13 protein-coding genes, 1 tRNA gene and 1 pseudogene are annotated in these 12,344 nt (G+C 68.8%); 5 read left to right on the top strand and 10 right to left on the bottom strand.

Annotated features, from left to right (window positions below; translation table 11 throughout):
- Positions 1-31: 31 nt before the first annotated feature.
- Positions 32-412, top strand: coding sequence for a GntR family transcriptional regulator (locus tag C4U03_RS11920; protein ID WP_160146970.1), 381 nt, complete (start codon positions 32-34; stop codon positions 410-412).
- Between the two features lie 231 nt (positions 413-643).
- Here the strand turns inward: C4U03_RS11920 and C4U03_RS11915 are convergent, their stop codons facing one another.
- From C4U03_RS11915 to C4U03_RS11890, 7 genes are all read right to left on the bottom strand, one after another.
- The gene (locus tag C4U03_RS11915) at positions 644-1,861 is read right to left on the bottom strand and encodes a helix-turn-helix domain-containing protein (protein WP_103937780.1); all 1,218 of its coding nucleotides are present in this window, start codon (positions 1,859-1,861) and stop codon (positions 644-646) included.
- Positions 1,862-2,095: 234 nt separating this feature from the next.
- Entirely contained in the window at positions 2,096-2,902 is an 807-nt protein-coding gene (locus tag C4U03_RS11910) for a phosphotransferase (RefSeq protein ID WP_103937779.1), read from the bottom strand.
- 12 nt (positions 2,903-2,914) lie between these two features.
- Complete coding sequence (locus C4U03_RS11905) at positions 2,915-3,391, bottom strand: glycine-rich domain-containing protein (protein ID WP_103937778.1); 477 nt, start codon at positions 3,389-3,391, stop codon at positions 2,915-2,917.
- Between the two features lie 270 nt (positions 3,392-3,661).
- Positions 3,662-3,925 (bottom strand): hypothetical protein, encoded by a 264-nt coding sequence (locus C4U03_RS39890; RefSeq protein ID WP_146087345.1) that lies wholly within the window; start codon positions 3,923-3,925, stop codon positions 3,662-3,664.
- Between the two features lie 25 nt (positions 3,926-3,950).
- A complete protein-coding gene (locus C4U03_RS11900) occupies positions 3,951-4,325 on the bottom strand; it encodes a hypothetical protein (RefSeq protein ID WP_103937777.1) in 375 nt (124 codons plus the stop codon).
- The gene (locus C4U03_RS11895; RefSeq protein WP_103937776.1) at positions 4,325-4,609 is read right to left on the bottom strand and encodes a hypothetical protein; all 285 of its coding nucleotides are present in this window, start codon (positions 4,607-4,609) and stop codon (positions 4,325-4,327) included. The genes C4U03_RS11900 and C4U03_RS11895 overlap by 1 nt, the downstream gene beginning before the upstream one ends.
- Positions 4,610-5,414: 805 nt before the next feature.
- Positions 5,415-5,496: transfer RNA gene (locus tag C4U03_RS11890), tRNA-Tyr, on the bottom strand.
- Between the two features lie 162 nt (positions 5,497-5,658).
- Here C4U03_RS11890 and C4U03_RS11885 point away from each other — a divergent pair.
- Entirely contained in the window at positions 5,659-6,147 is a 489-nt protein-coding gene (locus C4U03_RS11885; RefSeq protein ID WP_103937775.1) for a YajQ family cyclic di-GMP-binding protein, read from the top strand.
- Positions 6,148-6,309: 162 nt separating this feature from the next.
- Here C4U03_RS11885 and C4U03_RS42465 read toward each other — a convergent pair.
- Positions 6,310-6,450, bottom strand: a pseudogene (locus C4U03_RS42465) (tyrosine-type recombinase/integrase); the annotation flags it as partial.
- Positions 6,451-6,788: 338 nt separating this feature from the next.
- Here C4U03_RS42465 and C4U03_RS11875 point away from each other — a divergent pair.
- Positions 6,789-8,114, top strand: a complete 1,326-nt coding sequence (locus C4U03_RS11875) for an XRE family transcriptional regulator (RefSeq protein ID WP_146087344.1) — start codon at positions 6,789-6,791, stop codon at positions 8,112-8,114.
- A 248-nt stretch (positions 8,115-8,362) separates the two neighbouring features.
- The gene (locus C4U03_RS11870) at positions 8,363-9,628 is read left to right on the top strand and encodes a transcriptional regulator (RefSeq protein ID WP_103937773.1); all 1,266 of its coding nucleotides are present in this window, start codon (positions 8,363-8,365) and stop codon (positions 9,626-9,628) included.
- Positions 9,629-10,157: 529 nt separating this feature from the next.
- Here the strand turns inward: C4U03_RS11870 and C4U03_RS11865 are convergent.
- Entirely contained in the window at positions 10,158-10,436 is a 279-nt protein-coding gene (locus tag C4U03_RS11865) for a helix-turn-helix domain-containing protein (RefSeq protein ID WP_103937772.1), read from the bottom strand.
- A 48-nt stretch (positions 10,437-10,484) separates the two neighbouring features.
- On the opposite strand from C4U03_RS11865, the gene map reads away from it, so the two are divergent.
- The gene (gene map / locus C4U03_RS11860; protein WP_103937771.1) at positions 10,485-11,252 is read left to right on the top strand and encodes a type I methionyl aminopeptidase; all 768 of its coding nucleotides are present in this window, start codon (positions 10,485-10,487) and stop codon (positions 11,250-11,252) included.
- Here the strand turns inward: map and htpX are convergent.
- The gene (htpX, locus tag C4U03_RS11855) at positions 11,239-12,108 is read right to left on the bottom strand and encodes a zinc metalloprotease HtpX (RefSeq protein WP_103937770.1); all 870 of its coding nucleotides are present in this window, start codon (positions 12,106-12,108) and stop codon (positions 11,239-11,241) included. The genes map and htpX overlap by 14 nt on opposite strands.
- Between the last annotated feature and the right edge of the window lie 236 nt (positions 12,109-12,344).

Genomic DNA, 12,344 nt, shown 5'->3' with positions numbered 1-12,344 from the left:
CGAACCTGAGATGGGCCGCTATGCTGCTGACATGGGGAAACGAGAACCCACAGACCGCCGCAAGGTCTATGTGCGCATCGCCGACGAGCTGAGGGCGGATATCGCGGCAGGTCGCCACCAGGTGGGGGAGCCGTTCCCGTCCATAGCCACGCTCAGGGAGCGGTTCGGCGTGGCCGGAGCCACGATCGAGCGAGCCCTCACAGTTCTCCGCGAGGAGGGCCTCATCATGAGCAGGCAGGGATCGCCGAGTGTCGTGATCGCGCGCCCAGGAGACGAGGAAGCCGGAGACGCTCCCCACGAGCCTTCCCAGGAGTTCACGCTCATCTGGAATCAGCTCCAGGAGATCAGGGAGCATCTCCGGCAGCAGAACCTCAGGCTGGACGAACTTGAGGAGCGGACGAAGGATCTCTGAGCTTGGTAGAGAGCTTGGCCATGCGACGTTGAGTCGCAGCCACCTCCGCCGAGATGTCCGCCAGCTCTTTCAGAAGCCTCTGCCGTTCGAAGTCGGTAAGCCCCGTCTTGGTGGTGGCCGTTACCCCTCTTGCTGCTATCCGTGCCGACATCTGCGCGTTCGAGTAGGTGCCGATGGATCGCCGCGAGGTGGCTCCGCCCACGCCTCGCCCCGTGGGTTGGCTGGAGTCCCTCAGTCCAGTCGCATGCGCGCCGCCAGGGCGCGGATCTGCGGTCCCTTGGAGTGCCGGCCACTGCTCCGGAGGTCGCGGACGAGGTTGCGCACCAGCGGCCGGTTCCGAACATGCTGGGGCGCGATCCGATCAGCGGTGAGGAGCGCTTCGACCGCCTTGTCTTCCTTGCGGTTCATCGCCATCCCGGCCGCGCGGCACGTCCAGTAGTGCGCCTGCCGCTCCCCCGAAGCGATCTCGGAGACCTCCACCTGTTCCGCCCGCGAGGTCACCTCGCGGGGACGGCCTAGTTCGAGGCTGATCTCAACGGCGTGAATGCGGGTGTTCACGCGGTTGAACTGGGTCTGGAACACGTTGCCGTCCGCCGGGAGTTCCTCCGCCACCCGCTGAGCCTCACTCAGGTGGCTCTCCGCTTCCTGCCGGTCCAACAAGCGTGAGTAGGCCACCGCGGCCCGGAGATGCAGCGCGCCCCAGAGCGCCCGCAGGTTCGGGTCACCTGCCCCCATGTGTTCGTCGATGTCGTCGAGGGCCGCCAGCGCCGCCGACTTGGCGCCGTCGAGCGCAGTCTCATGCAGCCACACCCCGCACAGGTCCCACGCGGACGCCGCGACCAGTTCGGGCGATCCCACCCTTTCGGCCGCCACCAGTTCCCGCTGGACGGCGGTCCAGCCGAGGTCATGATGACCGAGGAGGTTGGAGGTGACCCGAGCCATGTGGCAGGCACGCAGCATCAGCGCCTCAGCACGGTCGCGATCGGCGCCGGTCAGGCCCGCCGTGTGCAAGGTCAGATCATTGATGATCTTGGGGAGGATGTCACCCAGCGCCGAGAAACGCGCGTCCTGGCGCAACTTCTCCGCCACCGTGACCTGTCCCGCCAGTTCGGCCAGCGGAGCCGGGTCACGCTCCCCGATCATCGCGGCACCGCCGGGCATGGTCGCCTGCTGCAGCGCCAGCCGCAGTTCCGGAATCGTCGCATGACCGGAGTCGAGTTCAGCCGTCTCATGCCGGTAGGGCTGTCCGGTCAGTTCCGCAACCTCTACCTCTAGGACTTGGGCGAGCTTGGCGACCACACTCGCCCGGTCAAGCGGCAACCGCCCATTCTCGATCTTGGTTACCCAACTGACCGAGCGGTCCATGGCCTGCGCGAGCGTCGCCTGATCCCAGCCCTTGCGCTTGCGCGCACGCGCCACGCGCTTGCCCATGGTCATCTGATCACCCACGCGGGGCACTCCTTTCGCCACACTGGCAACTTACGTGCCGCGATGACGATCGCTGTCAGTAAAAGTGACAGTGCCAGCCGAACCGGCGCCCTTACCTGCGAGAACCTCAGCTGGAATCTTGCAGGCACCAGCACGACGGCTGTCCCTGCCCACTCAAGCATGCGGCAGGGAAACCACGCAAAGCACCCGTTGAGCACCTAAGGGGACGGTGGGTCAATGGGACGCCGGGGGCTGTCACCTGGTCCGGTAATCGGCCCACCGACGAGCGGCGGCAGCGTGTTCGACAGCCCACGCAGCATTCCCATGAAAGGCCAGGTTGATCCGCCATTTGTCGGCGAAGACGCGGGCGAACAGGTCGATGTGCGCGCTGTCTGCATCAGCCCACGAGGAAAAGCGGGACACCCATGCCTCAGCCTGAGCCGGGCTGTGACCCGCCTTGAGGAGCCATGGCACCACCAAGGCCAGCTCGACGAAGGCAGCGCCACGCGCGGCGAACGCCCAGTCCACAACCCGCACCCGACCATCGTCGGCTATCAGGAGGTTCGCGGGATTGAGATCAGAATGCAGGAGGGTGTGCCCCGCCAGAGGAGATACGTCGTCGGCCACCGACTCCCAGCGCCGTTCGACTCGCTTACCCGCGAGGACCTCGGGAGCCTGCATGCCTTGGAACGTCTGGATGACCTTTGCTAGCAACTCCAGGTCAGCGGAGCCGGGGGTGAAGTCGGCATGCCGCCCCCGCACGTGTTCGAAGCCAAGGGCGAGCCACCCCCCGGCCTCTGCCTGCCACAGGAGCCGGGGGGCGAACTCGTTGACGTGAGGGTTGATCGCGGCTTCCCAGCGCAGCGACCGGACCTCGGGCCCGTCCTGGTCCCCCTGCTTGCGGGCGGCCTTGACGAACACGGGACCGTCCGCCGTGTACAGCGTGGAGGCAAGGTCCGCATGGTTGCCGGTCGGCGCCGGCTCGATGCGGTCGATCCGCCCAGTGTGGGCCGCGATCCCACCTCTGATCTCCCGAGGAAGGTCGGACCAGTCGCTACGCATGGATCATCCCTGTCAGTCGATCAGCGGCGGTTGGGCGCAGTTCTCCGGGCAGCAGGACTCGCCGTCCATCCACCATTCCAGATCGACCCGGTACCCGGTGGCGCGCATCGCCGTCAGGCCGCGCTCGGACGCGGCACCCGACCGGATGTCCTCGTCCATGATCGGGAGGTGGTGCATGTACCGGCCCGCCACCATCTCGCATACCGCTTCGAAGTTGCGGGTGCGCATCATGGACCGGTGCCAGATCTTGTCCACCGCCGGGGACGGGGCGAACTTCACCCAGGCGCGCGGGTCGCCGCCGACCTCGCGCATCGTGTCGCCCCACGCCTTGAGGAAGACGAGGAACTGCTCCACGCCCGCCTCCGCGTAGGGCCGGGTGACCTTGTCGAAGACGACGACGTCGTCCACCATCTGCTCGAACATCTCCGGGGTGACCAGGGTCCGGGGGTCCTTGACCTGCTCGACCTGCTCCATCTCGACCATCGTCATGGGTTTGCCTCCTGCTTCTCGGTTGACCCTTCTTCTTCGCGGCTCGATGGATCTGCTTGAGTGGCTACATAGGCCGCCTCCCTTCATCCGTCGTCGGCTTCCCCCGAGTTGGAACCTCCGGAGGTGCGGGGCTGACACGGCGGGGTTGCCCGCCGCACCCCCGGAGGAGCCTTCTGCCGCTCTGCGTGCCCGAGCGCGACGGCAGGCCCGGCGGGTTCGGTGCCGCCGCTATGAGCGCCGTTCCGAGGACGGCGCAGAGAGGCCGGCGAATCATCGACGCCGTGCTCTCTGTGGGCAGGGGTTGAGCTGCGCCAGCTCACGGTGAGCGATATGCAGGAGCGTCGCCGGGACATGCAGGTTCATCGCGACCACGTTGGGCGGTCCGTTCACCGGGTCAGGGCCAGGCTCCATCCAGGAGAAGGTGAAGACCGCGAGCTGTATACCGCCCGGCACCTCCGCCTCATACAGCGATCCGGGCTTGATGTGATGGATGGAGCCGACGCGCACCAAAGGATCGGCCAATGCCTTGGCCATTCTGCGGTCCATCTCCGAACCGGCCCTACCGGTTGGCATCACTCGCCCCATCCCGGCCGAGAATCCTGGCCAGCACCTCAGGGGCGCGCTCGACCTCGTCCACTGGGGTCACGCCCTCCCCACCCGGCTCCACCAGGAACCACCACCGGCCCGCCACCCGGTCACATCCGACGTCGACCGATAGGCCCGGACGGTCTTCCCTGATGATCTTGAGCACCGGCGTGGAGCCTTCGCCGCTCACCACGCCACACGCCAGCCCATGCGGATCGGCCACGATCGCCGCATCCAACGCCGCCAGATGCAACCGCCGTGAACCAAAGGCCGCGTTCAAATGACGGCTGATCAGGTTGCCGCCATCCTGCTGCATGGCCGAGCCGTCCGGGTCCACCGCCCGTGCCATCAGTCACTCCCTCCGGATGTCTGCGAATGGACGATATATTTGATCCGCTCCACCACATCCGGCACATCGGAGGCGCGACCGAGGAAAACCTCCAGAGCGACCCACTGAAACCACAACTGGCCGTCTAGCGGGTTCACGCGACAGCCGATCTGCTCCGCCAGTTCGGCCGTTCCCACTCCCGCCACGTGAAGCACAGGGGGATCACCGACCACCACGCGGACCTTGAATCCCGCCTCGGTGAGCGCCGTGCCCAGCTCTTCAAGGTGTCTTTTCGCCTCGGTCATTCCGTCCTCCGCACTGGATGCGCAGCAGGAACATAAGGCCGGGCTAGATGCGATCAAGGAGAAAAAGTGACAGCCACCTGGTGCGACCGGCAGGAAACTACGCTGCGCAATCAGGGAGCAGGCGAGGAGCTTCCCCCGCTCCCATGGTGAGCACGGCGACGCCGGATATCAGCGCGATTGGAGAGACCCGACAAACCAGGAGGGACGCGAGCAACTCACGGCGACCAAGGCGCCGATGAGAACTTTCATTACGTCTTCAAGGGCGCCCGCTGCGCGGGCGCCGGGCGGCCGCGCCCGGCTCTGCGAGCCGGGCATGCGGCCTGTTCCGTCCGGTCCCGGCTCGCAGCCCGGTCACGGCCGCCCCCTCCGAGCGCGCGTCATGAAGCCGAGCTGCGATCCAGCACCAGGCCACCAGCACGAGCCGTGTCCCGCTTGCCGGTTAGCCGGCCGGACAGCTGACCGTGCCCGAAGCGGGGGCTTCGCAGCCCCCAGCCCCCCGCGAGCCGGAGCACTCATCCGCGCGAACCTGCCTGTCACATCATCGCGCCGTTCGCGCGGATGAGCACTCCGGATCGCTGGTGAGCGAGCGCGAGAACCGCACGGGCCGCCGCAGCATGGGCGCAGTCACGCCGAGGCGCCGCACGAGCGACTTGAACAGGTCTTTCCCGGATCTGGGCGTGCCCCGGGCGTGCCCCACGCGTGCCCGGAGGCGCGGGAAACGGCGGTGTCTCGCGGGGACTCACGGTCACAAACGAGAACGGCCCCCGACCAGATCATCCCTGGTCAGGGGCCGTTCGATGTGGTGTGGCGGGTCCAGGATTCGAACCTGGGTAGGCTAAGCCGACGGATTTACAGTCCGCTCCCATTGGCCACTCGGGCAACCCGCCGTGGCGCCGTCTTCTGGCGACGGGGAAAGCTTAGCGGACCTGCGGGGTGTTCGTGACATCGAGGGCTGTGCGGCTCGGCGGCGGGGGGCGGCTGGCTAGGGTGGGTCGCTACGTGGGCTGGACTGGCCTCACAGGCTGTAAGCAGTGAGAGGGGTTTGTGCCGTGGCGGACTCGTCGTTCGACATCGTCTCGAAGCTGGACCGGCAGGAGGTCGACAACGCGGTCAACCAGGCCGCCAAGGAGGTGGCCAACCGGTTCGACTTCCGGAACGTCGACGCGGGGATCAAGTGGTCGGGAGACTCCATCGAGATCCAGGCCAACACCGAGGAGCGGGCCAACGCCATCCTGGACGTGCTGAAGGACAAGCTGGTCAAGCGGGGCGTGTCGCTGAAGGTGCTGGAGGCCGGCGAGCCGAGGCTGTCGGGGAAGGTCTACAAGCTGGGCGTCTCGCTCAAGGAGGGCATCTCCCAGGAGAACGCCAAGAAGATCAGCAAGATCATCCGGGATGAGGGGCCGAAGGGCGTACGGGCCCAGATCCAGGGTGAGGAGCTGCGGGTCAGCTCGAAGAAGAAGGACGACCTGCAGCAGGTGATCACGCTGCTGAAGGGCAAGGACCTGGACGTGGCGCTGCAGTTCGTGAACTACCGATAGATGATCTTCCTGCGGGCCGCTTGCCTGGCACTTCGCCCGGCCGGCGGCCCGGGGAGGGCACGAATGGGGCACCCTGCCGCCGCGGGGCACCGCGCCGAGGGCCTTGTCGACGATCGTGCGGGGCCGCTCCCCCGAGTCCGGCCGTTCCCCGACGTACTCGTTCAGGGTGAACGTCGGGTCGGAGTGCCCGAGGACGAGTTGCACGGTCCTGACGTTCGCGCCCTGGTGGATCAGCAGGGTCGCGAAGTAGCGCCGGAGGCAGTGCGGCCCCACCTGTGGCGGGATGCCGACCGCGCGAGCCAAGCAGCCTGACGGCTGAGCTCTTTCCGACTTGCCGTCCTGGCCGGTCAACGGGCCGCCGGACGTGCCTGGCTGACACCGTGGCCTTCGGCTCCGGCCGCTTCCACGGCCAGGCCAGGCGTCCCGGCTCCGACCATGCAGGGCTCACGAGCCAGGCTGGAATGGGCTCACCGATCCCCACGCTTGCCGGTACAGGATCCCTCCCGAATGCCACAGTGACTGCATTCAGTGAATTCACGTCACATGCTGCAACTAAAGAGGCATGATAGGGGGACTGGCCGACCCCCTGGGGGGACGTCCGCTCCCCCAGGGGTGCGGGGTGACCGGAAGGTGCGCGCACCATGAGCCGAGCCGAGAGACGAGCCAAAATCACCCCCGAAGGACGCGCCAGAGGAGCGCGCCTGCGGACCGAACGCGACCGTCGCGGATGGGGCCGCCGCGAGCTGGCCCGCCTCCTGCTCGACACCATCGATGACCGGCAAAAACCCTCGCACGTCATCGTCGCCGGATACATCAAGGAGTGGGAGGAAGGCGGGGGAATCTCCGCCATGTACCGCACCGCCTACGCCAAGGTGTTCGACCTCCCCGAGGGCGAACTGTTCACCGTAGAGACGCAGCGACGTACGTTGGAAGCGACAGTGATCCCGGATGATGGGGATGACGACGTGGAGCGTCGCGCGCTGCTGCAACTGCTGGCCTCGCTCGGAGCCGGGGCTGCTCTACCTGCTTCCTCACTAGAACCACTCCGCAGCGGCTTGGAGGCCACGCTCAACGCAGGTGCCGACATCGGTGAGTGGGAGCACGTCGCGTGGGAGTACGGCCACACCTACGTGTCCACTCCCTCGGCCAAACTCGTCACGGACCTGGCCGCCGATGTCGCGGATGTTCAGCGCCTGCTGGACCGGACGTCGCAGCCTGCGGCCCGCGCAAGGCTGCTGCGCGTCAGCGCTCGACTCCTGGCGCTGATGGCGGACGGCCTGCACAGCCTTGGCGCCGATGGTGCCTCCCGGCGCTGGTGGCGGACCGCCCGGCATGCCGCCGACGCCTCCGGGGATCTGGACATCGCCACATGGGTACGAGCCCGCGAATCGTTCAACGCCCTACACTCCGGTCGGCCGACGCGGTCAGCTCTGCTGCTGGCTGAAGACGCGGTGCGGATCGCTGGGGGAAGGCCCTCGCTCGGTGCCGTGGAGGCGCACAAGAATTGTGCCTACGCACTAGCACGGCAGGGGGACGCCGATCGATCGAAGAAGGCCGTCGATGCGATGCGGGCGACATTCGAGCGACTGCCCGAAGAGGTCGTCTCCGACACCGGCAGCCTGTGGGGCTGGCCAGAGCGGATCCTGTACCTGGCGGAGGGGTACGTGTCCACGATGCTCGGCGAGCCTGCCGCCGTGGCCGCCCAGGAAAAAGCATTGGCGTCCTACCCTGCCGAGTGGCGGACAGACGTTGCCAAGATCCGTCTCCTACAGGCGATCACCCTTGTTCAGGGTCGAGAGGTCAAGGCGGGCCTTGAGCATGCCGTGACCGTTATCGAGGCCTTCCCGAGCGATCGGCGTCGTGGCAGCGTGCTGCATCTGGCGGCCAAGGTTGCGGAGGACCTGCCCGATCAGGCGCACGCCCTGCCCGCTGCCCGCGAGTTGCGGGCGCTGACGGCCGGCGTCTGATCACCCGCTGAGTAGTGCTGGAGGCAGTGCGGCCCCACCCTCGGCGGGGTGCCGACCGCGCAGGCCGAGCGGCCTGACGGCTGATCCCCGCGCTTGTCGGCGCACAATCCCTCCCGAATGTCGCAGTGACTGCATTCAGTGAACCCTTGTCACCCAACGAGATTCAAAAGGCATGATGGGGGGACTGGCCAACTCCAGGGAACGCCCGCACCCTTGAAGGGCGCGGGTGACCGGAAGGTGCGCGCACCATGAGCCGAGCCGAGCGACGGGCCAAGATCACCCCCGGAGGACGCGCGAGAGGAGCGCGGCTGCGGGACGAACGTGAACGTCGCGGGTGGGGCCGCCGCGAACTGGCCCGCCTCCTGCTCGACACCATTGACGAACGGCAGAAGCCCTCACACGTCACTGTCGCCAGCCACATCAAGGAATGGGAGGAAGGCGGGGGAATCTCCGCCATGTACCGCGCCGCCTACGCCACGGTGTTCGGCATCCCCGAGGACGAACTGTTCGTTCCCGCCCAGGCGTTGCACGGGGAGCCGGCGTGCGATGACGAGCTGGAGGCGCTCGAACTGACGCGCCGCGTCGCCGCAACCGACGTCGGAGACGAGACCCTGACCGCGCTGGAGATGGCCGTCGACGATCTCGCGTCCGCCTATCCGCGCACACCACCGGCCGAACTGCTGGCACGCACCCGCCGCCACCTCGGCTACGTCTCCCGGCTCATGGACGCGCGGATGACGCTGGCCGAGCGGCGGCGCCTGGTCATCGTCGGCGGATGGCTGTCCCTGCTCGCCGCGACATGTGACATCGACCTCGGTCGGCGCCCGGCCGCCGCCGCGCGCCTGCGTACCGCCGCCCAGCTCGCCGAGCACGCCGACCACCCCGAGATCCTCGCGTGGACGTTGGAGACGCAGGCGTGGCAGACGCTCATCGATGGCGACTACCGGAAGGCCATCACGTTGTCCCGGGGAGCGCAGGAGATCGCCCCGCGGAGCAGCTCGGCGTTCATCCAGGCGACCGCGCAGGAAGGGCGAGCGTGGGCCCGGCTCGGCGCCGGTCCGGAGACCCGCGACGCCCTGGCACGCGTGGAACGACTCGTGGCGCCCCTGTCGATGCCGGACCGGCCCGAACACCATTACCGGTACGACCCGGCCAAGAGCGACGCCTACACCGCCACCACGTTGTCATGGCTGGGGGACCCTGCGGCCGAGCCGTACGCGCGCGGTGTGCTGGCCCGCCTGGAGGCCCCAAGCAGCGGTCCGGCCCGGCCGCGCCGTGCAGCGTCCGCACGGCTCGATCTGGCCCTGGCTCTGCTCGCCGCCGACCAGCCCGACGAGGCGGCGCACACGGCTTTGCAGGCCGTGACCAGCGGCCGGTTGGTGCCGTCGAACTACTGGCGCGCGGCCGAGGTCATCGGCGCCGTGGAAGCCCGGAGCGTCCGGGGAGTGGCCGACCTCCGGGACGCGTACCACGAGCTATGCTCGCCCGCCGAACACGACCCCGGCGAAGCCTGACGTGCGTGAGTCCGGCCGTCCGGGAACTCCAGGCGGCGACGGCGCTACGCTGATCCCCGCGTACACCGGCGCCCCGTCACCTCACCAAGGGACGGGGTGCCTGTCTTTCCCGGACGTACGAGGGCCCCGCCGGCCGGTGACCGGCGGGGCCCTCACCGTTGATGTGGGCGATCGTGCCGGGGGTCGTTGCAGGACTTTGCGGGACGACGTCTTGCCTGGTCAGAAGGAAGATCACCGGACCGGTGCCGGTGGCTTCAGAACGCTTTCAGTTCGTGGACCAGCGGTGGGAGTGGGAGATCACGCGGCCGGGTCGCCGGGGGGTGACGCACCGGCCGCGTGACGACCCGGGTACCGCCCGCGCCGTTCGCGGCCCCGGGAGTGGGAGGGGTGCGCCGGAGCCATACCCCGCCAAAGGCCGTCCGGCGCACCCATGTCTGTTGTGACGCCGGATCGGTCGGCAAGGTTCATGCCGATCGCGATGTTCTCGACCGGACCGGGGCCGAGCAGGCTGAGCCGGGCGGGGGCGGGGTCAGCCGGCCAGGGGGGTCTGTCTGCCGGGCTGTTCGTCCGGCATCAGGGTGCGCGCCAGTACGCCCAGGTCGAGGTCGAGGACCCGGGCGAGGGCGGCGACGGTGAAGAAGGCGGGTGCCGCGATGGCGCCGCGTTCGATCTTGCGCAAGGTGTCGAGGGAGATGCCGGCCTCGTGGGCCACGGCGGCGGCGCTGCGCGGCCCGCGGGCGGCACGGAGCACCTGCCCGAGCGCCTTGCCCCGGTCGCGCTGTTCTTCCGTCAGCGGCGTACGCACCATGGCGATGACTCTACTAGGGATAAGAATACTGGTATTAGAATACCGGCCATGGTGAGCTACAAGAGTCCCCGAGAGTTGTCGGTCATGCGTGAGGCGGGCCGGGTGGTGGCCGTCACGCTGGAACGGGTCGCGGCGGCGGCCGAGCCCGGTATGACCCTGGCGGAGCTGGACGCGATCGCGGCCCGGTGCATCAAGGAGCACGGCGCGCAGCCGTCGTTCCTGCACTACCTGCCGCGGTCCGCGCCGACGCCCTATCCGGCGGTGACGTGCCTGTCGGTCAACGAGGTGGTCGTGCACGGCATCCCGGACGGGCGGAAGCTCCGGCAGGGAGACCTGCTGTCGATCGACTGCGGCGCCGAGGTCGGCGGCTACCACGGTGACGCGGCCGTCACCATCTCGATCGGACCGCCCGACGCGGCGGCGGCACGGTTGCTGAAGGTCACCGAGAGGGCCCTGAAGCGGGCGATCGAGGCGGCACAGCCCGGCGCGCGGCTCGGCGACGTCTCGCACGCCGTGGAGACCGTGGGCCGGGAGGCCGGGTACGGGATCCTGGAGGGCTGCGGCGGGCACGGCATCGGCACGGCGATGCACGAGGACCCCTCGGTGCCCAACACCGGACGGCCCGGACGCGGCCTCCGGTTGCGCGAAGGGTTGACCATCGCGATCGAGCCGATGTTCCACGAGGGCGGGGACGACGGCGGCTTCGTGTTGCGGGACGGCTGGAGCATCGTCACCGCGGACGGCAGCCGCGCCGCCCACTTCGAGCACAGCGTGGCCGTCACCGCGGACGGCCCCGTCATCCTCACCGCACCATAGGCCCGGGACCGCCGACCATGCGCTCCAGGCGGGCGACGCGTTCGGCGGTGGGTGGGTGGGTGGAGAACAGCCGGCCGATGCCGACCCCGCGGAACGGGTTGGCGATCATCAGGGAGCTGGTGGAGGCCAGCTCCGGATCCTGGGGCAGCGGCATGGCCCGGGTGCCCGCCTCGATCTTGCGCAGTGCGGAGGCCAGCGCCAGCGGGTCGCCGGTGAGCCGGGCCCCGGAGGCGTCCGCCTGGTACTCGCGGGTCCGGCTGATGGCCAGTTGCACGACGGTGGCGGCGACCGGCCCCAGGATCAGCATCAGCAGGGCGCCGAACGGCCCGGGGCCCTCGTCGTCCTCCGAACGGCCGATCGGCAGGAACATCGCCAGGTAGGACAGGTAGGTGATGACCGTGGCGATGGCGGCGGCCACCGAGGAGATCAGGATGTCGCGGTTGTAGACGTGCGACAGCTCGTGCCCCAGCACGGCGCGCAGCTCCCGTTCGTCGAGCATGCGCAGCAGGCCCCGGGTGCAGCAGACCGCCGCGTTGCGCGGGTTGCGGCCGGTGGCGAACGCGTTGGGCTGCATGGTCTCCGACACGTACAGCCGGGGCATCGGCTGCCGGGCCGCGGTGGACAGCTCCCGGACCAGCCGGTAGAGCAGCGGGGCCTCCACCTCGCCCACCGGATGGGCGCGCATCGAGCGCAGCGCGATGCGGTCGCTGAAGAAGTAGGCGATGCCGTTGGTGGTCAGGGCGATGACCAGCGCGACGGCCAGCCCCGCGCGGCCGCCCAGCGCCCAGCCCACCGCCAGCATCAGCGCGGACAGCGCGCCGAGCAGGGCGGCCGTTTTGACACCGTTGAACTGCACTTCGGTCAGCCTCCCGGTTACCTCGCCATTCCGCGTGACCGCGGCCCCCGTACGGCGTACGTCCTGACAACGGTTTGACCTCGGTAAACGTTCCCGTGACCGGGCCCGCGGCGGCGCGGACACCCTGCGACTCGGGCATCCCGACGGCGCAGACGCCCAGGCGGCGCGGACGCCCAGCAGCGCGGGCACCCTGCGGCTCGGGCATCCCGACGGCACAGGTATCCCGGCAACGCGAA

Origin of the sequence: Thermomonospora echinospora (genome assembly GCF_900108175.1) — a bacterium.
In the GTDB taxonomy this organism is placed as follows: domain Bacteria; phylum Actinomycetota; class Actinomycetes; order Streptosporangiales; family Streptosporangiaceae; genus Thermomonospora; species Thermomonospora echinospora.
This window is presented reverse-complemented; position numbering and strand designations above follow the sequence as displayed.